The 18732-nt window shown below is 68.2% G+C and carries 21 protein-coding genes; 11 read left to right on the top strand and 10 right to left on the bottom strand.

The genetic code is table 11. The features are described 5' to 3' along the window. The first annotated feature begins 34 nt into the window (after positions 1–34). Positions 35–655 carry a DNA-3-methyladenine glycosylase family protein gene (locus D1610_RS14015; protein ID WP_118864875.1) on the top strand — a complete coding sequence of 207 codons (621 nt, stop codon included), beginning with the start codon at positions 35–37 and terminating at the stop codon, positions 653–655. Between the two features lie 145 nt (positions 656–800). Here the strand turns inward: D1610_RS14015 and D1610_RS14010 are convergent, their stop codons facing one another. From D1610_RS14010 to D1610_RS14000, 3 genes are all read right to left on the bottom strand, one after another. Beyond that, positions 801–2006 carry a DUF445 domain-containing protein gene (locus tag D1610_RS14010; RefSeq protein ID WP_118864874.1) on the bottom strand — a complete coding sequence of 402 codons (1206 nt, stop codon included), beginning with the start codon at positions 2004–2006 and terminating at the stop codon, positions 801–803. Positions 2007–2100: 94 nt separating this feature from the next. Further along, positions 2101–5250 carry an efflux RND transporter permease subunit gene (locus D1610_RS14005; RefSeq protein ID WP_118864805.1) on the bottom strand — a complete coding sequence of 1050 codons (3150 nt, stop codon included), beginning with the start codon at positions 5248–5250 and terminating at the stop codon, positions 2101–2103. Between the two features lie 56 nt (positions 5251–5306). Beyond that, positions 5307–6482, bottom strand: coding sequence for an efflux RND transporter periplasmic adaptor subunit (locus D1610_RS14000; RefSeq protein WP_118864804.1), 1176 nt, complete (start codon positions 6480–6482; stop codon positions 5307–5309). A 240-nt stretch (positions 6483–6722) separates the two neighbouring features. Here D1610_RS14000 and D1610_RS13995 point away from each other — a divergent pair, with 240 nt between their 5' ends. Beyond that, positions 6723–6986 (top strand): GlsB/YeaQ/YmgE family stress response membrane protein, encoded by a 264-nt coding sequence (locus D1610_RS13995; RefSeq protein ID WP_118864873.1) that lies wholly within the window; start codon positions 6723–6725, stop codon positions 6984–6986. An 80-nt stretch (positions 6987–7066) separates the two neighbouring features. After that, positions 7067–7792 (top strand): SIMPL domain-containing protein, encoded by a 726-nt coding sequence (locus D1610_RS13990; RefSeq protein WP_118864803.1) that lies wholly within the window; start codon positions 7067–7069, stop codon positions 7790–7792. 63 nt (positions 7793–7855) lie between these two features. Here the strand turns inward: D1610_RS13990 and D1610_RS13985 are convergent, their stop codons facing one another. The 3 genes from D1610_RS13985 to D1610_RS13975 all read right to left on the bottom strand — a co-directional run bounded on the left by D1610_RS13985 (position 7856) and on the right by D1610_RS13975 (position 8836). Then, positions 7856–8110 (bottom strand): GlsB/YeaQ/YmgE family stress response membrane protein, encoded by a 255-nt coding sequence (locus tag D1610_RS13985; protein WP_118864872.1) that lies wholly within the window; start codon positions 8108–8110, stop codon positions 7856–7858. 115 nt (positions 8111–8225) lie between these two features. Next, the gene (gene sciP / locus D1610_RS13980) at positions 8226–8525 is read right to left on the bottom strand and encodes a CtrA inhibitor SciP (protein WP_118864802.1); all 300 of its coding nucleotides are present in this window, start codon (positions 8523–8525) and stop codon (positions 8226–8228) included. 101 nt (positions 8526–8626) lie between these two features. Continuing rightward, complete coding sequence (locus D1610_RS13975; RefSeq protein WP_118864801.1) at positions 8627–8836, bottom strand: hypothetical protein; 210 nt, start codon at positions 8834–8836, stop codon at positions 8627–8629. A 128-nt stretch (positions 8837–8964) separates the two neighbouring features. Between D1610_RS13975 and mnmA the strand changes: the two genes are divergently transcribed. From mnmA to D1610_RS13935, 8 genes are all read left to right on the top strand, one after another. Next, positions 8965–10074 (top strand): tRNA 2-thiouridine(34) synthase MnmA, encoded by a 1110-nt coding sequence (mnmA, locus tag D1610_RS13970; RefSeq protein ID WP_281268983.1) that lies wholly within the window; start codon positions 8965–8967, stop codon positions 10072–10074. 254 nt (positions 10075–10328) lie between these two features. Further along, positions 10329–11069: an alpha/beta fold hydrolase gene (locus tag D1610_RS13965; protein WP_118864800.1), complete on the top strand. Its 741-nt coding sequence runs from the start codon at positions 10329–10331 to the stop codon at positions 11067–11069. Continuing rightward, complete coding sequence (locus tag D1610_RS13960; protein WP_118864799.1) at positions 11066–11839, top strand: tetratricopeptide repeat protein; 774 nt, start codon at positions 11066–11068, stop codon at positions 11837–11839. The genes D1610_RS13965 and D1610_RS13960 overlap by 4 nt, the downstream gene beginning before the upstream one ends. 59 nt (positions 11840–11898) lie before the next feature. Next, positions 11899–12312, top strand: coding sequence for a VOC family protein (locus D1610_RS13955; protein WP_118864798.1), 414 nt, complete (start codon positions 11899–11901; stop codon positions 12310–12312). Between the two features lie 7 nt (positions 12313–12319). Next, the gene (locus tag D1610_RS13950; RefSeq protein ID WP_118864797.1) at positions 12320–13387 is read left to right on the top strand and encodes an NAD(P)H-dependent flavin oxidoreductase; all 1068 of its coding nucleotides are present in this window, start codon (positions 12320–12322) and stop codon (positions 13385–13387) included. A gap of 18 nt (positions 13388–13405) precedes the next feature. Continuing rightward, on the top strand, positions 13406–14140 hold the full coding sequence (gloB, locus tag D1610_RS13945; protein WP_118864796.1) for a hydroxyacylglutathione hydrolase: 735 nt from the start codon (positions 13406–13408) through the stop codon (positions 14138–14140). 45 nt (positions 14141–14185) lie between these two features. Further along, complete coding sequence (locus D1610_RS13940) at positions 14186–14584, top strand: DUF6491 family protein (RefSeq protein ID WP_147414344.1); 399 nt, start codon at positions 14186–14188, stop codon at positions 14582–14584. Positions 14585–14587: 3 nt separating this feature from the next. After that, entirely contained in the window at positions 14588–14965 is a 378-nt protein-coding gene (locus D1610_RS13935) for a hypothetical protein (protein ID WP_118864794.1), read from the top strand. A gap of 1 nt (position 14966) precedes the next feature. On the opposite strand, the gene D1610_RS13930 is transcribed toward D1610_RS13935, so the two are convergent. The 4 genes from D1610_RS13930 to hslV all read right to left on the bottom strand — a co-directional run bounded on the left by D1610_RS13930 (position 14967) and on the right by hslV (position 18574). Beyond that, positions 14967–15365 (bottom strand): GFA family protein, encoded by a 399-nt coding sequence (locus tag D1610_RS13930; RefSeq protein WP_118864793.1) that lies wholly within the window; start codon positions 15363–15365, stop codon positions 14967–14969. A 77-nt stretch (positions 15366–15442) separates the two neighbouring features. Beyond that, positions 15443–16744, bottom strand: coding sequence for an ATP-dependent protease ATPase subunit HslU (gene hslU, locus D1610_RS13925; protein ID WP_118864792.1), 1302 nt, complete (start codon positions 16742–16744; stop codon positions 15443–15445). A 58-nt stretch (positions 16745–16802) separates the two neighbouring features. Then, the gene (locus D1610_RS13920; RefSeq protein WP_245942253.1) at positions 16803–17882 is read right to left on the bottom strand and encodes an FAD-dependent oxidoreductase; all 1080 of its coding nucleotides are present in this window, start codon (positions 17880–17882) and stop codon (positions 16803–16805) included. Positions 17883–18016: 134 nt separating this feature from the next. Continuing rightward, positions 18017–18574 (bottom strand): ATP-dependent protease subunit HslV, encoded by a 558-nt coding sequence (gene hslV, locus D1610_RS13915; RefSeq protein WP_118864790.1) that lies wholly within the window; start codon positions 18572–18574, stop codon positions 18017–18019. Between the last annotated feature and the right edge of the window lie 158 nt (positions 18575–18732).

The raw sequence follows: 18732 nt of genomic DNA, 5'->3' as shown, positions 1-18732 counted from the left end.
TGTCTGGCGCGGACGGCTATATCAAGGGATCACCATGGGGCTGAGCAGCGATCAGATCAGGATGGCGATGGACGAACTGGCGAAGCGCGAGCCCGCCTTCGCCGCGGCGCTGGGCCGAATAGGCTATCCAGAGCCGCGCATCCGCGCGCGCGGCTACGATACGCTGCTGCGCACCATCGTCGGGCAGCAGGTGAGCGTGCATGCGGCGAACGCGGTATGGAACCGCCTGGAGGCGGCGCTTGGCCCCGATTGTCCACCGGACAAGCTGCTCGCCGCCGATTTCGACGCGCTTCGCGCCTGCGGCCTTTCGCGCCAGAAGCAGGGCTATGCCCGCAGCCTGGCCGAGCTGGTCGTCTCCGGCGCGCTCGATCTCGACAATCTGCCCGAGGATGACGAGGCGGCGATCGCCGAGCTCGTCAAGATCAAGGGCATCGGCCGGTGGTCGGCGGAAATCTATCTGCTGTTCGCCGAGGGACGCGCCGATATCTGGCCGGCGGGCGATCTCGCCATCCAGATCGAGGTCGGCCGCATCTTCGGCCATGCCGAACGGCCGAGCGAGAAGCAGATCCGCGAGCTTGCCGAGGCGTGGCGGCCGCATCGCGGCGCCGCGGCGATCTTCGCCTGGCACCATTATAAATCGGATATGCCGCTGTAACTTTTTGCCGAAATTGCCGAATTCGTCCAATACAGCGCGCAGGGCGGCGGTCTATGCGCGCGCCGTCGATTGTGGGGATCGACAGGGGGTGACGACCAGACCGGCCTAGGTTCCGGGGGGCATCAACCGGTGACGCCGATCCGTGCTACAGCAGCACGTCGATCGCATGGATCGTCACCCCCACCAGCCCGCCGACCAGCGTGCCGTTGACGCGGATATATTGCAGGTCGCGTCCCACCGCATTCTCCAGCCGCCCGGTAATGGTATGCGCGTCCCAGCCGCGCACGGTGTCCGACACCAGCCGGACGATGCCGTCGCCGTAGCTTGCGGTCGCGCCCACCGCCGCGCGGCGGGCGAAGCGGTTGATCGTCATGCGCAGTCGCGGCTCGGTCAGCAGCGAATGGCCGACCTGCTTCCAGAAATCGCCGAAGCGCCCGGCCATTGCCTCATCGGGGTTGCGGGCGAGGCGCAGCAGCCCACGCCGGGCCTGCTCCCAGAGCCCCTCGATCCAGCGCGCCATCGCGGGATTATCGAGGATTTCCGCCTTGATCCGCGCGACGCGGGCCTGCATCTCCGCATCGGCCTGCAGGTCCCGCGCCAGCGTCTCCAGCCCCTCCTCGGCCTTCATCCGCAGCGGATGCTCCGGATCGGCGGCCATCTGGTCGAGCATCTTCAAGAGACCGTCGATGATCGCGTTGGCCAGCTTCTCGTCCAGGCCGGTCCAGCGCATGATCGATCCGGCGCGCTCGTGCACCATGTCGCGGATCAATTGCTCGTTCGCCTCCAGCGTCTTCGCCGCCCAGCGCACGATGCCGTCGATCAGCGGCACGTGGCGTCCGTCGGCGATCGCCGCGGTCAGCGCCTGGCCGAGCAGCGGTGCGACGTCGAGATCGCGCAGCCGCTGCCCTACCGCCTGCTTGACCATGCCGCCCAGCCGCTCCTGATCCAAGCTTTCGAGCATGTTGGCGACCAGCCGCGCGACGCCCTCGCGCAGCCGGCTGTTGAGCCCGGTCGGCTCCGACATGAAGCGGCCCATCGCGCCCGCGACGTCGACCCGCTTCATCCGCCGCGCCACGACCTTGGGGATCAGGAAATTGTCGCGCAGGAAGGTGGCGAGCGTGTCGCCGATGCGATCCTTGTTGCGCGGGATGATCGCGGTGTGCGGGATCGGCAGCCCAAGCGGGTGACGGAACAGCGCGGTTACCGCGAACCAGTCCGCCAGCCCGCCAACCATCGCCGCCTCGGCGAATGCGCGGACGAAGCCCCAGGCGGGGTGCAGATGCTGCAGCGAGCGGGCGATCGCATAAGTGATCGCCATCACCACCAGCATGCCGGTGGCGACGACGCGCATCCCCGTCACGCCGCCCTGCGCTGGGTTGAACCTGGCGAAGGGGCGGCGTGCAAGCGGCGTCATGCCATGGAGAATAGCCGAACCCGGCGAAAGTTCACTCCGCCGGTTGCGGCTCCGGGCGCTCGCCATGCTGGGCGGGATCGTAGGTCAGCAGACGGCGGCGCAGGAACGGGCCGATTCGCTTTTCCAGGCCGTCCGCCAGGCTGAACGCCGCGGGCACGATCAACAGCGTCAGCAGCGTCGACAGGATCAGCCCGCCGATCACCACCGTGCCCATCGGCGCGCGCCACGCGCCGTCGCCCGACAGCGAGAGCGCGGTCGGCACCATGCCCGCGACCATCGCCACGGTCGTCATCACGATCGGCTGCGCGCGCTTGTGCCCGGCCTCCTCGATCGCCTCGAACTTGGGCGTGCCGCGATCCATCTCCTCGATGGCGAAATCGATCAGCAGGATCGAGTTCTTGGCGACGATGCCGAACAGCATGAGGATGCCGATGAACACCGGCAGCGACAGCGGCTGACCTAGGATCATCAGCGCGATCAGGCCGCCCAGCGGCGCGAGCAGCAGCGAGCCCATGTTGACCAGCGGCGACATGAAGCGCTTGTAGAGCAGGACCAGCACCGCGAAGACGAGCAGGACGCCGGAGAACAGCGCGATGCCGAAGCTCTTGGCCATCTCGGCCTGCCACTCATCCTCGCCGACGGGCGCGTTGGACACGCCGACCGGCAGGTTGGTCATCACCTGGGTCTTCATGATCTTTTCCATCGCCGTGCCCTTGACCGCGCCGGGAGCGAGGTCGGCGCCGACGAAGACGCGCCGCTGCTGGTTGTAGCGCTGGATCGTCACCGGGCCCGAACCGAAGCCGATCTCCGCGACGCGGCTGAGCGGCACCGATCCGCCGGATGCGGTCTGCACCGGCAGGTTCTGGATGGTTGACAGGTCGCGGCGGGAGTTTTCCGGCAGCATGACCCGAATGGGGACCTGTCGGTCGGAGAGCGAGAACTTGGCGCTGTTCTGATCGATGTCGCCCAGCGTCGCGATGCGGATCGCCTGGCTGAGCGCGGCGGTCGTCACGCCGAGCTGCGCGGCGAGATCGAGCCGCGGCGTGATGATCAGCTCCGGCCGGCGCATGTCCGCGTTGACGCGCGGCGCGCGCACCTCCGGAATGCCTTTCATCTGCTCGACCAGGCGCGCGGCGGTACGGTCGAGCAGCGCGGGATCGGAGCCCGAGAGCATGATCGAGATCGCGCGGCCGGTGCCGCCGCCGCCGCCGAACGACTGGAAATAGACCCGCGCGTCGGGGATCGCCGCCAGCCGCGGCGCCAGCTGCCGCTCATATTCCATGCTGGTGCGCGCACGGTCCTCGGTCAGGTTGATGAACAGGTTGGCGTTGCCCTCGCGGATCGCCTCCATCACCAGCTTGGTCTCGGGCTGTTCGGCGATGATGCGGGTGACCTGATCGGCGACCGCCTCGGTCTGCTTGATGGTCGTGCCGGGCACCATCTCGATGCGCACCTGGCTGCTGTCGCTGTTGACCTGCGGGAAGAACTGCTTGGGCAGCATCACGAACAGGCCGAGCATGACGACGAACGACACCAGGCCGATGCCCATCACCCACACGCGGTGGTCGCGCCAGTGCGAGATCAGGTGCCGGAAGCGGCCGTGCGCCGGATCGCGATCGACCTTGCTGTCGTCGAGCGACCAGCGCAGCACGCGCATGTAGCGGTCCATCATCCAGCCGCCGCCATGCTCGGCATGGCCGAACGCCTTGAGGAAATAGGCCGCGATCATCGGCGTGATCATGCGCGCGACGGCGAGCGAGATGAGCACCGAGGCGACCACGGTCAGGCCGAAATTCTTGAAGAACTGGCCGGACACGCCCGGCATCAGGCCAACGGGCAGGAACACCGCGACGATCGAGAAGGTCGTCGCGACCACCGCCAGGCCGATCTCGTCGGCGGCGTCGATCGCCGCCTGATAGGCCGATTTGCCCATGCGCATATGGCGCACGATATTCTCGATCTCGACGATCGCGTCATCGACCAGCACGCCCGCGACCAGGCCGAGCGCGAGCAGCGACAGCGAATTGAGCGTGAAGCCCATCAGGTCCATGATCCAGAAGGTCGGGATCGCGGACAGCGGAATGGCCAGCGCCGAGATGACCGTCGCGCGCCAATCGCGCAGGAACAGGAACACGACGATCACGGCGAGCACCGCGCCCTCGACCATCGCCGCCATCGAGCTGTGATACTGGTCCTCGGTATATTGGACGTTGTTGAACATCGTGATGATGTCGACGCCCGGATTTTCCTTCTCGATCTGGGCGATCACCTCCTCGGCCGCGTCGAACACGGTCAGGTCGGACGCGCCCTTGGCGCGCGCGATCGAGAAGCTCACCACCTGCTTGCCGTCGATCTTGCCGATGCGCGACTGCTCGCTGAAACCGTCACTCACATCGGCGACGTCGGCCAGCTTGACGGTGCGCCCGCCCCCCAGCGAGATCTGCGTCTGCGACAGTTCGTAGGCGTCCTCGGCGTTGCCGAGCACGCGGACCGACTGGCGCGATCCGGCGATCTCCGCCTTGCCGCCCGCCGCGTTGACGTTCACCTGGCGGAGCACATTGTTGATCTGCGCCGCGGTGACGCCCTGCGCCTGCATCCGCGCAGGATCGAGGATCACCCGGATTTCGCGGTCGACGCCGCCCGAGCGATCGACCTCGCCCATCCCCTGGATCGCCATGAGCCGCTTGGAGATGGTGTCGTCGACGAACCAGCTGAGCTGCTCCATCGTCATGTCGGACGCCTTGACGGCGTAATAGGCGAGCGGGTTGCCCGTCGTCGTCTCCTTGAAGACGTAGGGCTCCATGATCCCGTCGGGCAGCTCGCCGCGGACCTGGTCGATCGCGTTCTTGACCTCGTTCACCGCCTGGTTGACGTCGACGCCGATCTGGAACTCGGCGACGGTGGTCGAGGACCCTTCATTGGCGGTCGAGCTGATGTTGCGCACGCCATCGATCCCGCGCACCGCCGATTCGACGCGCTGGGTGATCTGCGTCTCGATCTCGGTCGGCGCCGCGCCCGGCTGCGAGATGGTGGCGATGACGACCGGGAACTCGATGTCCGGATCGTTCTGCACCTCCATCGTCATGAAGCTGATCAGCCCGGCGATGGTCAGGCCGATGAACAGCACGATTGGGACCACCGGATTGCGGATCGACCAGGCGGAGATGTTCCTGAAATTCATCGCGTCTTATCCATCTCGCCGCCGCCGGGCGAAAAACCCGACGGCGGACATCCCTATCAGCCGTTCCCGCCGGCGCGCTTGGGCTTCACCGTTTCGCCGGGGTTGAGGAACCCGCCCGCGCGCAGCACCACCTGCTCGTTGCCGCTCAGTCCGTCGGTGATGGCGATGCCCTGGCTGGTCACGGTGCCCGTCGTGATCGGCCGGCGCGCGACCTTGTTGTCGCGTCCGACGATATAGACGTAGCTGCCGCGCTCGTCGCTCAGGATCGCCGATTCGGGCAGCACCGGCGCGACGCGGGCGCCCGCCACGATGTCCGCAGAGGCGAAGCCGCCCGGCCGCAGCTCGGGATCGTAGGAGAGCGCGATCCGCGCGACGCCCTGGCGCGTTTCCGGATTGATCACCGGCGACACCTGCCACACCTCGCCCTTGAAGGATTGCCCGCTGCCGACCGGGGTGACCGTCGCCTGCGCGCCCACCGGCATCGCCGCGAGATCGCTTTCGGAGAGGCGCGCGAGCAGCTCCATCTGGCCGCCCATGGCGACGCGGAACAGCACGCCCGATCCGGCGCTGACGATCTGGCCCGGCTCGACGTCGCGCGTCAGGACGAGGCCCGCCGCCGGGCTGCGGATATCGAGCCGGCTGTTGCGCGCGCGTGTCTCGGCCAGCTGCGCCTCGGCCACGCGGACACGGGCCAGCGCGGCGTCGCGCGTCGCCGTCTTGCGGTCGATATCGGCCTGCGAGATGAAGCCGCGCTCGACCAGCGTCTGCGCGCGGTCGAGCTCGGACTGGGCGAGCTTGGCGTCGGCGCGCGCGACGTTGATGCTGGCGGCGAGCTGCGCCGCCGTCTGCGCCTGCACCGAACGATCGACGGTGGCGAGCACCTGCCCGGCGCTGATCCAGCTGCCCGGCTCGACCAGCACGCGCGTGACGAGCCCGCCTTCGCCCGCGACGCCCACCGGCATCTCGCGCCGCGCGGCGATCGTGCCGGTGGCGGAAACGGTGCGCTGCACGGTCTGGCGGCCCGGCACCGAGACGGTGACGGTCGGCGCGTCGCTGTTGGCGTTCGCCGCGCCCGCGGCGGGCGCGTCGGCGCCGCGCCCGAACGCGAACCACAGGCCCGCCAGGACGACGGCCAGCGCCACGGCGGCGATGATGATCCACTTGCGGCGGCTCGGCCTGCCTTCGACAAACACCGTGTCGCGATCCGCGGAAAAGTTCGATTCGTAGTTCATCTGGTCCAACGCCCTGTCGCCGCCCGAACCCCCTCCGGCCGGTCGCGGTAGAACTGTATTATCCGAATAAGTCACCGATCTCAAGCGCCGATCGCACACGATCGGACGCGCCGCGCGCCTTTGCGCCAGAATCGTCTCAAACGCAAGCAATTCCGGGCGTCGTTGCGGTACCCAACCCTGCCCTTGTCGCTTGTTCTCCGCAACGATATTCATCGGGCGCGCAACAAAAGGGAGGGCGGCATGGCCGATCTGGGTTTCTGGGGCTGGATTCTGATCGGGGCGGTCGCCGGCGTCATCGGCAAGCTGATCATGCCGGGCAAGGACCCGGGCGGCTGCATCGTCACCATCCTGCTGGGAATCGCGGGCGCGCTGCTCGCCGGGTTCGTCGCCCAGGCGCTCGGGCTGGCGGTGCGCGGCTGGTTCGCGACCTATCTGGCGGCGATCGCCGGCGCCGTCGTCATCCTGGTCATCTACCGGCTGATCATCCGCAACCGGCGGGTCTGAAGCCGCCGTCCAAGGAATCGCCGTTAAGCCTCCGTTTTGTCGGCAATGTCCAAAAGCGGCCCAACGACAGGAGGTTTGACATGAAATTCCGTTCGAAGCTGATCATCGCCGCGATGCTGGCGACGGCGAGCGCGCCGCTCGCCGCGCAGGCGGTCGCGCCCATGCCGGTGGCGGTGATCGAAGGCACCCGGCTGGACGTCGCCGCGCGCGGCGAGGTGCGGCGCGTGCCCGATCTCGCGACGATCAGCGCCGGCGTGGTGACGCAGGCCCCCACCGCGGCGCAGGCGCTGGCCGATAACGCCAAGGCGATGGACCGCGTGCTCGCCGCGCTGAAGGCGGCTGGCGTCGCCGAGCGTGACGTCCAGACCGCCAACATCGGGCTCGATCCGCAATATCGCTATGGCGAGAACGTGCCGCCGGTGATCACCGGCTATCAGGCGCGCAACACGGTGTCGGTGCGCTTCCGCGACATTTCCAAGGCGGGCGCGATCCTGGACGCGCTGGTCAAGCAGGGGGCCAACCAGATCAACGGCCCGACGCTGAGCCTGGCCAATCCCGACGAGGCGCTGGACGAGGCGCGCGTCGACGCCATCGCCAAGGCCAGGGCGCGCGCCGAAATCTATGCGAAGACGCTGGGCATGCGCGTGGTGCGCATCGTCGCGGTGAGCGAGGCGAGCGACATGCCCGGCCCGCCGGTGCCGGTGATGTACGCCCGCGCGCAGGCGATGGACGCCGCCGAATCGAAGATCGTCCCCGGCGAGCAGGAAATCGGCGTCTCGCTGAACGTGGTGTTCGAACTGCGCTGAAACAGGCGTGAAAAAGGGGCCGTCCGATTGCGCGGACGGCCCCCTTTTTGCGATTTCGAAAGCTTAGCGGACCCTGCCGCGGCGAACGAGGTTGACGATCGCCAGCAGCACCACCGCGCCCAGAAGCGAGATCAGGAACGAATAAACTGTAACGCCGTCATTGATCGATCCACCGCTGAAGATCAGCCCGGCGATGAACGCGCCGACGATGCCGACGACGATGTTGAGCAGGATGCCCTGCTGCGCATCGGTACGCATGATCAGGCTGGCGAGCCAACCCACGACGCCGCCGACGACCAACCAAATGATAATACCAATCATCGAACGTCCCTCCTGTTGGCCCGGAACAGCCGGGCAATACTGAGGGGTTCAATCGCGCGATGGCGTGCTTTGTTCCGTTAGCGTTTCGAGGATGCGGCGAGCGGAGCCCGCGTCAGTATTTCTGCTGGCGCTCGTAGAGCGACTTATAGTGCTGAATCCGCGTCACGCGCAGGCCCGGCATGCCCGAACGATCGATCGCGCGCTGCCAGCCGGCGAATTCCTCGACGGTCAGGTTGTAGCGCGAGCAGACCTCGTCGACGTTCAACAGTCCGCCATTGACCGCGGCCACGACCTCGGCCTTGCGGCGAACCACCCAGCGGGTGGTTTCCGGCGGCGGCAACGTATCCAGCGTCAGCGGCTCGCCGAGCGGGCCGATGACCTTGGCGGGACGGATTTTCTGGTTCTCGATCATTCATCACCTTCGACGCGCGGCCCCGTCTGGCCGCCTCAACATTCCGCCTCTTACGGGCGGGGCATTGAAAAAGCGCTAAAGCGCCAAGGTAAACATTCCGGTCATTCGGGTTTACGCGTGACCAGCAGATCGGAAACCTCGCTGTGGAAGCTCGCGGCAAGCGCCGGAATGCTGACGCCGAGATGCTGCTGCGCCCGCGCCGTGGGGCTCGCCGCCTGGCGCGCGGACACGCCCGCCAGCATCATCGCGAGATCGGGCGAAGCGGCGACGCGCCGCCGTTCGCGGCCCAGGGGCGTGAAGCTCAGATCCAAGACTGTGAACCCCCATGAAGGACACGGCGACGCCCGAGTCCCGCTTCGATCTAGCCGATCATGTTGAATCGTCGGTAAATCCTCCCGCGCTTTTGCAACCGCGCGCCCATGCGCCTATCTGCGCCACCGTGACCGAAGGTGATTTCCAGCTTCCCGCGCCGCTTGCCGGCCGTCGCATCGTCGTCGCCATGTCGGGCGGGGTCGATTCGTCGGTGGTCGCAGCGCTTGCCCATGCGAGCGGCGCGGAGACGATCGGCGTGACGCTCCAGCTCTACGATCACGGCGCGGCGGTCGGCCGCACGGGCAGCTGCTGCGCCGGCCGCGACATCCGCGACGCGCGCGCGGTGTGCGACCGGCTGGGCATCGCCCATTACGTGTTCGATCACGAAAGCCGCTTCCGCGACAGCGTGATCGATGATTTCGCCGACGAATATCTCGCCGGGCGCACGCCGATTCCCTGCGTCAAGTGCAACATGGGGGTGAAGTTCACCGACCTGTTCCGCCTCGCGCGCGAGCTGGGGGCGGACGCGCTCGCCACCGGCCATTATGTCCGCCGCGTCATCGGGCGCGAAGGCGCGGAGCTGCACCGCGCCGCCGATCCCGCGCGCGACCAGAGCTATTTCCTGTTCGCGACGACGCAGGACCAGCTCGATTTCCTGCGCTTTCCGCTGGGCGGCCTGCCCAAGCCGCGCGTGCGCGCGCTCGCCGCCGAGCTCGGCCTCGCGGTGGCGGGGAAGCCCGACAGCCAGGACATCTGCTTCGTCCCCGACGGCGATTATGCCGGGCTGGTGAAGAAGCTGCGGCCCGAGGCGGACACGTCGGGCGAGATCGTCGACCTCGACGGCCGCGTGCTCGGCCGGCATCGCGGCATCATCCATTTCACCGTCGGCCAGCGCCGCGGCATCGATATCGGCGGTCAGGCGGAGCCGCTCTATGTCGTCCGCCTGGATGCGCCGCGCCGGCGCGTCGTGGTCGGGCCGAAGCGCGCGCTCGCGGTGGCCGCCGCGCGCCTCACCGACATTAACAGGCTCGGCGGCGGTCACACCGGACCTCTCACCGCAAAGGTGCGTTCGCTCGCTAGGCCGGTGCCGGCGCGCATCGAGGGCGATCGGGTGGTGTTCGACGCGCCCGAATATGGCGTCGCGCCCGGCCAGGCGGCGGTGCTCTACGACGGCGACCGCGTGCTCGGCGGCGGCTGGATCGCCGAGACCGAGGCGGCGCTCGCACAGGCTGCCTGACGAAAAAAATGTCGCTTTCGCTCTGTCCTACATCGTTCGAATCGTGCGACAATGCGATCGATGCTGGCAGCTTTCTCCTCCCGCGACCTCGGTAAAGCCATTGCGCATCGCCGGGGGGCCCCGGACGTTTTCATGCGTTGGGCGTCAAATTTCTCAAATCCGTCGACTTGGCGCCGCGTGACATGTGCGTTGAGCCGCATTTTCCTCAAAACTGTCAACTTACCGGCCACGGCGATCGGGGCGTCGCCGCGCCGATGACCGAACCCAGCTTCCTCGTGCGCCAGGGCCGCGCGCGAATCGCCTATCGCCGGATGGCGGGCCGCGGGCCGACGATCGTCTTCCTGCCCGGCTACCGGTCGGACATGCAGGGCGGCAAGGCGGTCGCGCTCGAGGCGTGGGCGCGGGCGCGCGGCCAGGCGATGATCCGCTTCGACTATGCCGGCTGCGGCGAGAGCAGCGGCGACTTCGCCGAGCAGACGCTGACCGGCTGGCGCGACGATGCGCTGGCGGTGATCGACTCGCTGACCGAAGGGCCGCTGGTGCTGGTCGGATCGTCGATGGGGGGCTGGCTGATGCTGCTCGTCGCGCGTGACCGCGCCGATCGGATCGCCGGGCTGGTGGGCATCGCCGCCGCGCCAGATTTCACCGATTGGGGCTTCACCCAGGAAGAGAAGATGACGATCCTCTCGGCGGGCAAGCTCGAACGGCCGTCGGATTACGCGCCGGAGCCCGAGTTGACGACGCGGGCGTTCTGGAGCTCGGGCGAGGCGAACCGCCTGCTTCATGCGCAGATCGCGATCGACGCGCCGGTGCGGCTGATCCACGGCATGGCCGATGCAGACGTGCCGTGGAAATACGCAGCTCACATCGCCCAGAACCTGCGTTCAGCCGATGTGCAGGTGACGCTGGTCAAGGACGGCGGGCACCGCCTGTCGCGCGAAAGCGATATCGCGCTGATCACCGCGGCGGTGGCGGAGCTTTCGGAAACCTCATGATCCTGGCCCCCCTGATCTTCGGCACCCTACTGCAAAGCGTCGCGGGTCCGCCGGCGGCCGCCGCCGAGCCCGGCATCACCCAGCAGCGCTACGAGAATTGCGTTGCGCTGGCGACCGAGAGCCCGGTGCTGGGCGCCAACGAAGCGGGCGCGTGGCGCGTGGCCGGCGGCGGCTATCTGGCGCGCCAGTGCCTCGGCATCGCCTATGCCAACCAACAGCGCTGGCTGCCCGCCGCGACCGCCTTCGAACAGGCCGCGCGCGAGGCGGAGATCGCCAGGGACGGCCGCGCCGCGAGCTTCTGGGCGCAGGCCGGCAACGCGCTGCTCGCCGCGGGCGAGGGCGAGAAGGCGCGCGCGGCGCTGGATGCGGCGCTGGCGCTGGGCGTGCTCAAGGGCCTGGCGCTGGGCGAGGCGCATCTCGATCGCGCCCGCGCGCTGGTCGAGGCGGGCGACATGGCCGGTGCGCGCGCCGATCTCGACCGCGCCACCGAATTCGCCGCCGCCGATCCGCTCGCCTGGCTGCTGTCCGCCACGCACGCCCGCCGCATGGGCGATCTGCCGCGTGCGGAGAAGGACATAGCCAAGGCGCTCGAACTGTCGTCGGATGATGCGCAGGTGCGGCTGGAGGCCGGCAATATCGCCGCCAGCAAGGGCGACGAAGCGGGCGCGCGCACCCAATGGACCGCGGCCATTGTCAACGCGCCGGACAGCCCGGCGGCGAAATCGGCGCGCGCGGCGCTGGCGCAATTCTCCTCGCCGGATGCGCGCTGACGGGTGGCGAGCGCGGCCTTCGCTTCCTATCTTCCGGCCGAACCTTCCCGGAGCGATCGATGAAATATCTGCACACCATGCTGCGCGTCGCCGACCCGCAGGCGACCGTCCGATTCTTCGAGCTGATCGGCCTCAAGGAGACCCGCCGCTTCGACAATGAGAAAGGCCGCTACACGCTGATCTTCATGGCCGCGCCCGGCGACGAGAAGGCCGAGATCGAGCTGACCCACAATTGGGACCCTGAGGACTATGGCGGCGGGCGCAATTTCGGCCACCTCGCCTACCGCGTCGACAATATCTACGACACCTGCCAGCGGCTGATGGACGCCGGCGTGACGATCAACCGCCCGCCGCGCGACGGCCATATGGCGTTCGTCCGCTCGCCCGACGGCATCTCGGTCGAGCTGCTCCAGGAGGGCCATCTCAAGCCGGCCGAGCCCTGGGCGTCGATGCCCAACACCGGCAGCTGGTGACCGGCGGGTGGCCGGCTGGCCCGATCGCCGGTTGCTCGACCTGACCGGCGCGCGCCATCCGATCATCCAGGCGCCCATGGCGGGCGCTTCGGACGCGGCGCTTGCAGTAGCGGTGATCCGCGCCGGCGGCATCGGATCGCTGCCCTGCGCGATGCTCTCGCCCGAAGAGATCGTTCGGCAGGTGGCGGCGGTCCGCGCGGCGGCGGGCGGGCCGATCAACCTCAACTTCTTCTGTCACCGCATGTCCAGCGAGGCCGACGATGCCGCGTGGCGGGAGGTGCTGCAGCCCTATTACGCCGAGTTCGGCATCGTCGCGCCGGACGATCCGCCGCCATTGCGCAAGCCCTTCGACGCGACGACGGCCGAGGTGGTGGAGCATGTCCGGCCGGACATCGTCAGCTTCCATTTCGGCTTGCCCGATCCAGCGCTGCTCGACCGCGTCAAGGCGTCCGGAGCGGTGATCCTCGGCAATGCGACCAGCGTCGATGAGGGACGGGCCTGCGCAGCGGCGGGATGCGAGGCGGTGATCGCGCAAGGGTGGGAAGCCGGCGGACATGCCGGCGTTCACGACGCATCGAATGACGGAGCGGCGCAGCTCGGCCTTTTCGCGCTCGTGCCGCAGATCGCCGACGCGACGGGACTTCCCGTCATCGCGGCGGGCGGCATCGCCGATGCGCGCGGCATCGCCGCCGCGCTGATGCTGGGGGCAAGCGGCGTGCAGATCGGCACGGCCTATCTGAAATCGCCGGAGGCTCGGATCAGCCCGATGCACCGCGCGCTGCTCGATTCGCCGGAGGCGGAGGCGACCCGCTTCACCACCGCCTTCAGCGGCGGCCGCGCGCGCGGCCTTGCCAACCGCCTGATGCGCGAACTGGGCGCAACACCGCCAGGCGCGCCGCCCTTCCCTTACGCCTCGCAGGCGCTGGCGCCCTTGCGCAAAGCGGCGGAATCGCGCGGAGATGCGGGATTCTCGCCATTATGGGCGGGCCAGGCCGCGCGGCTCGGTCGCGGTGGCCCCGCCGGCGCATTGACCGAACGCCTCGCGCGCGAGACCTTGGCGCTGCTCAACCGCTGACCGGACAGGAGAATCGCAATGGCCGCACTCGAAATCGTCCGCATTCCGGCGCTCAGCGACAATTATATCTGGCTGGTGCACGCGCCCGAGAGCGGCGAGACGATGGTCGTCGATCCCGCCGAGGCCGATCCGGTGCTGGCGGCGGCGGCCGGGCGCGGCTGGTCGATCTCGCAGATCTGGAACACCCATTGGCATCCCGATCACACCGGCGGCAACGCCGCGATCAAGGCGGCGACGGGATGCGCGATCACCGGCCCGGCGGCGGAAGCCGCCAGGATACCGACGCTCGACCGTCAGGTGCGTGAGGGCGATGTGGTTCGCTTGGGCGAACACGAGGCAAGGGTGATGGAGGTGCCGGCGCACACCGCAGGGCACATCGCCTATCACTTCATGCAAGATGCGGTGATCTTCGTCGGCGACACCCTGTTCGCGATGGGATGCGGCCGGCTGTTTGAAGGCACCGCCGCGCAGATGTTCGCCAACATGCAGCGATTGAAGGCGCTGCCCGGCGAGACGGCGGTCTATTGCGCGCATGAATACACCGAATCGAACGGCCGCTACGCGCGGGCCGCAGAGCCGGACAATGCCGAGATCGCCGCGCGCATGGAGGCGGTGCTCGCGGCCCGCGCCGCCGGTGAGGCGACCATTCCCACCACCATCGCCCTCGAACGCGCGACCAACCCTTTCATGCGCGCCCGGGATGCCGCCGAACTCGCCGATCGGCGTGGAGCAAAAGATGCATTCAGAGGTTGACTCCGTTATACCGTGCACAGGGGGCGACGAATGATGGAGACGGCGATGATACGCGCCCTGTTGCTGCTTGCCCCGATCGCTCTCGCCGGTTGCGCGTCCGACCGCTATGCCGAGCGCCAGCGCGCGCACGACGAGACCAAGCTCGCCCGCCTGCTGGGCGACCGCGTGCCGGGCGAACCGCAGAGCTGCCTCGATTCGCGAATGACGAACGGCTCCGAGCCGGTCGGCAGCCAGACGATCCTCTATTTCCAGGGATCGACGGTCTACCGCAACGATCTGATCGGCCAGTGCAGCGGCCTGAGATCGGACGACATTCCGGTGATCACCTCGCACAGCGGACGGCTGTGCCGCGGCGACATGATCCGGACCGTCTCGCGCGGCGCGCCGAACGTGACCACGGGCGGATGCGCGCTTGGCGACTTCGTGCCTTATCGGGAGCGCTGAACCATGCGCCTGCTACTCACCCTCGCCCTCCTGCCCCTCGCCGGCTGCGTCACCGACAGGATGACGCCGGAAGAGGAGCTCGCCGACGTCATCGGCGATCGCGTCGCCCAGGCGCCGGTCGACTGCGTCTCGACCGCGGTCCTCGATCAGCCGCGGATCATCGACAACCGGACGATCGTCTATCGCCGCACCGGCACGATCTACGTCAATCGCCTGCGGTCCGAATGTCCGGGGCTCGATCCCTACACCACGCTGATCACCGAAGTCCGCGGCGGCCAGCTCTGCCGGCACGACCTGGTCAGCACGCTCGATCCGGGCGGCACGATCCCCGGCCCCAAATGCCAGCTGGGCGAGTTCGTGCCGTACGAGCTGCCCGAATAGCTCAGGGCCCGGGATAGCGGTCGAACGTCGGCAGCTGGTGCGCGTTCGCCATCCAGCCGATGCGATCGGCCACCTGGATCTGCACCTGCGCCGGAATCGTGTCGGGATCGTCGAGCGTCGCGGTCTGGATATCGACCATGCCGGGGAGCATCTTCTCGTTCAGGTAGAACAGCCCGGTGCCGCATTCGCCGCAGAACTGCCGACGCCCGTCGAGCGAGGAGCGGTAAACCTTGGGACTGCCCCTGGTCACCTTGAGCTGATCCGCCAGCACCATCGCCCAACCGACCATCGGCGCGCCTGCGTGCCGCCGGCAATCGGTGCAATGACACAGTGCGTGGTGCAGCACCTCGGCCGGCATCTCGTACCGGATCGCGCCGCAATGACAGCCGCCTTCAGGCATCGCTTCCTCCTCTTCGTTCCCACCCAACGATAGCATGCCCCAGGCGCGGTTCCATTACCCGGAAGGTAAGCGGCCGCCTACAGCACGTATTTGGACAGATCGGTGTTGCGCGCGATGCTGGCGAGCTGCGCCTCGACATAGGCGGCGTCGATGACGAGCGTGGCGCCGGCGCGATCCTCGGCATTGAAGCTGACGTCCTCGACCAGCTTTTCCATCACCGTCTGGAGCCGGCGGGCGCCGATATTCTCGACCTGACCGTTCACCTCGGCGGCGATGCGGGCGATGGCGCGGATGCCGTCGGGCGTGAAGTCGATCGTCACGTTCTCGGTGCCGATCAGCGCCTTGTACTGCTCGGTCAGCGAGGCCTTGGTGTCCGAGAGGATCGCGACGAAATCCTCCTCGGTCAGCGCCTTCAGCTCGACGCGGATCGGGAGGCGGCCCTGCAGCTCGGGCAGCAGGTCGCTGGGCTTCGCCACATGGAAGGCGCCGCTGGCGATGAAGAGGACATGATCGGTCTTCATCGGGCCGTATTTGGTGGCGACGGTGGTGCCCTCGATCAGCGGCAGCAGGTCGCGCTGGACACCTTCGCGGCTGACCGATCCGCCGCCGCGCTGTTCGGACATGGCGATCTTGTCGATCTCGTCGAGGAAGACGATGCCGTTGGCCTCGGCATTGGCGAGCGCGGTGCGGCCGACCTCATCCTGGTCGAGCCGCTTGTCGGCTTCCTCCTCGACCAGCTTCTCCCAGGCAGAGCGGACGTTGATCTTGCGGCGCTTCATCGGCGCGCCGCCGAACGCCTTGCCCATCATCTCGCCAAGGTTGATCATGCCGACCTGGCCGCCGCCGGGCATCTCGAAGGGCATTTGCGGGGCCTGCTCCAGCTCCAGCTCGATCTCCTTGTCGTCGAGCGCGCCTTCGTGGAAGCGCTGCTTGAACGCCTCGCGCGTCGCCTCGCTCGCGCCCTTCCCCGTCAGCGCATCGAGCAGGCGGGCCATCGCGGCTTCCTCCGCCTTGTCCTTTACAGCAGCCCGGCGACGGTCCTTTTCGAGCCGGATCGAATCCTCGACCAGATCGCGGGCGATCTGCTCGACGTCGCGGCCGACATAGCCGACCTCGGTGAACTTGGTCGCCTCCACCTTGACGAAGGGCGCGTCGGCGAGCTTCGCGAGGCGCCGGCTGATCTCGGTCTTGCCGCAGCCGGTGGGGCCGATCATCAGGATGTTCTTCGGACTGACCTCGTCGCGCAGATCGGCGTCGAGCTGCTGCCTGCGCCAGCGATTGCGCAGGGCGACCGCCACCGCGCGCTTGGCGTCGGCCTGGCCGATGATGTGATTGTCGAGGGCCGCGACGATGGTCTTCGGCGTAAGCGCGTCTTTCATTCAGTCTCTCTGCGGGGGAACATGGATGACGGCGATATCGGCAGCATCCCGCCCCAGTTCAACAGCGGAAGCCCCCGAACAGCCGCTGGTGCGATGCGATGATGCGGGCGATGTCCTCTGCCTGCGGGGTCGCGTCGGCGACATGGCGTTCATAGGTGCCGCCGAGGAGGATGCCGTCGGGGCGGGGAAACATGTAGCCGTCGCTGCCATTATAGGCGTAGTTGATCTCCGGCTGTGGGATCAGGATCGCGAGCTGGCCGCGGATCGGATAGAGCGACGTGTCGCCGAACAGCTCGCCCGCGCCGAGGCCGGTGCAGTTGAAGACCAGCCTCTCCGGCAGCGTCATCACCTCGGCGGGACTGGCGAAGCGGCGGACGGCGATGCGGCCGCCGGCGATCCGGATATCCTCCGCCAGCTCGCGCAGGAAGCGGCCGGTTTCGACATACATGGTGGTGTAGCGGGCGAGCCGGTCGACCGGAAAGGGATGCTCGCCGGGGCCGAGCGCGCGGTTGTCCGGCCGGTAGGGATCGGGCCGCGCGTCCCCTTCGACATAGGTCGGCACCCAGTGGACGCCGGTATCGTCGCCGACCATGATCTGGAAGCGGCGGAAGCTGTATTCGAGCGCGGCGGCGTTCTGCGCGCGCCAGGCGGGCGTGACCGCCTCCCTATCGTAATGCGCATAGGCCTGCCACTGGCCGCCGGCGATGTTCGAGGTCGTCTGGGGCGGCAGCGCGGCGGCGTAGATGGTGACCGGATAGCCCGCCTCCTGCACCAGCCGCGCAGTCGTCAGCCCCACGATGCCCGCGCCGATCACCGCGACCGGCCCCTGATGGCCGGGCAGGCCGAGATCGACGGCGAGCCGCGACGTGCCCCAGCTCAGCGTGATGCCCGCGCCGCCATGGCCGTAGTTGTGGACCAGCGCCTTGTCGCCGAGCGCCTCGCGTTCGACGCGGAAGCCGCCGGGGCGATAGGGGCGGAGCCCCGCGACGGTGCGGATGACGCGGTTGGCGGCGACGTTGACGCGGGGAAGGCAGGGTCGCGCGGTGGCGGTGCGGGCGGCGGTGGTGGCGCAGCCCGGAAGCGCGAGGCCTGCTGCGCCGATCAGTCCCGTGCCGAGTATCGCACGCCTGTTATGCACTTCGCCTCCCTTTCGATACGTCGCCCCGGGGCCTGTTCCGGGGTCCATGTTTCCTCAAGAGCCCCGGCGGTTGAACCTGCGGCACGATGGACCCCGGAACAAGTCCGGGGTGACGGAGGAGGTGGAATAACGAGTCAGCCCGCGGCGTCCATCGCCTCCAGGGTGACCTGGTCGTTGGTGTAGACGCAGACGTCGGCGGCGATCTTCATCGCCTTTCTCGCGATCGTCTCGGCGTCTCCTTCATAATCCGCCAGCGCCTTGGCGGCGGCGAGCGCGTAGTTGCCGCCGGAGCCGATCGCGGCGATGCCCTCGACCGGTTCGAGCACGTCGCCGTTGCCGGTGAGGATCAGCGTCACCTCCTTGTCGGCGACGATCATCATCGCCTCCAGGTTGCGCAGATACTTGTCGGTGCGCCAGTCCTTGGCGAGCTCGACCGCGGCGCGGAGCAGCTGGCCGTGATGCTGTTCGAGCTTGCGCTCGAGCCGTTCGAACAGGGTGAAGGCGTCGGCGGTCGCGCCGGCGAAGCCGCCGATCACCGATCCGTCTCCGAGGCGGCGGACCTTCTTCGCATTGGGCTTCATGATCGTCTGGCCGGCCGAGACCTGGCCGTCGCCCGCGACGACGACCTTTCCGTTCTTGCGGATCGAGACGATGGTGGTGCCGTGCCAGGCCTGCGCTGTGTTGGAGGTCATGGGCGGCGATATGGGGGAACAGATCCTCCCCGGCAACGGGGAGGGGGACCAGCCGCAGGCTGGTGGAGGGGGAGCGCCACGGGCGCTGCGCCAGCGGAGAGCCCCCTCCACCACCGCTCTTCGAGCGGCGGTCCCCCTCCCCGTTGCCGGGGAGGATC

The sequence above is a fragment of the Sphingomonas gilva genome (genome assembly GCF_003515075.1).
Taxonomy (GTDB): Bacteria; Pseudomonadota; Alphaproteobacteria; order Sphingomonadales; family Sphingomonadaceae; genus Sphingomonas; species Sphingomonas gilva.
The sequence above is the reverse complement of the archived record's forward strand: the minus strand, read 5'-3'. Positions and strand labels throughout refer to the sequence as shown.

Bases quoted from the DNA above. Each gene is read 5' to 3' on its own strand.
- D1610_RS13995 (WP_118864873.1), top strand. From the start codon at position 6,723: ATGGCCGATCTGGGTTTCTGGGGCTGGATTCTGATCGGGGCGGTCGCC.
- D1610_RS13940 (WP_147414344.1), top strand. From the start codon at position 14,186: ATGATACGCGCCCTGTTGCTGCTTGCCCCGATCGCTCTCGCCGGTTGC.
- D1610_RS13960 (WP_118864799.1), top strand. From the start codon at position 11,066: ATGATCCTGGCCCCCCTGATCTTCGGCACCCTACTGCAAAGCGTCGCG.
- hslU (WP_118864792.1), bottom strand. From the start codon at position 16,744: ATGAAAGACGCGCTTACGCCGAAGACCATCGTCGCGGCCCTCGACAAT.
- D1610_RS13935 (WP_118864794.1), top strand. From the start codon at position 14,588: ATGCGCCTGCTACTCACCCTCGCCCTCCTGCCCCTCGCCGGCTGCGTC.
- D1610_RS14010 (WP_118864874.1), bottom strand. From the start codon at position 2,006: ATGCGCGTCGTCGCCACCGGCATGCTGGTGGTGATGGCGATCACTTAT.
- D1610_RS13990 (WP_118864803.1), top strand. From the start codon at position 7,067: ATGAAATTCCGTTCGAAGCTGATCATCGCCGCGATGCTGGCGACGGCG.
- gloB (WP_118864796.1), top strand. From the start codon at position 13,406: ATGGCCGCACTCGAAATCGTCCGCATTCCGGCGCTCAGCGACAATTAT.
- D1610_RS13930 (WP_118864793.1), bottom strand. From the start codon at position 15,365: ATGCCTGAAGGCGGCTGTCATTGCGGCGCGATCCGGTACGAGATGCCG.
- D1610_RS14000 (WP_118864804.1), bottom strand. From the start codon at position 6,482: ATGAACTACGAATCGAACTTTTCCGCGGATCGCGACACGGTGTTTGTC.
- D1610_RS13965 (WP_118864800.1), top strand. From the start codon at position 10,329: ATGACCGAACCCAGCTTCCTCGTGCGCCAGGGCCGCGCGCGAATCGCC.
- D1610_RS14015 (WP_118864875.1), top strand. From the start codon at position 35: ATGGGGCTGAGCAGCGATCAGATCAGGATGGCGATGGACGAACTGGCG.
- D1610_RS14005 (WP_118864805.1), bottom strand. From the start codon at position 5,250: ATGAATTTCAGGAACATCTCCGCCTGGTCGATCCGCAATCCGGTGGTC.
- sciP (WP_118864802.1), bottom strand. From the start codon at position 8,525: ATGATCGAGAACCAGAAAATCCGTCCCGCCAAGGTCATCGGCCCGCTC.
- D1610_RS13955 (WP_118864798.1), top strand. From the start codon at position 11,899: ATGAAATATCTGCACACCATGCTGCGCGTCGCCGACCCGCAGGCGACC.
- hslV (WP_118864790.1), bottom strand. From the start codon at position 18,574: ATGACCTCCAACACAGCGCAGGCCTGGCACGGCACCACCATCGTCTCG.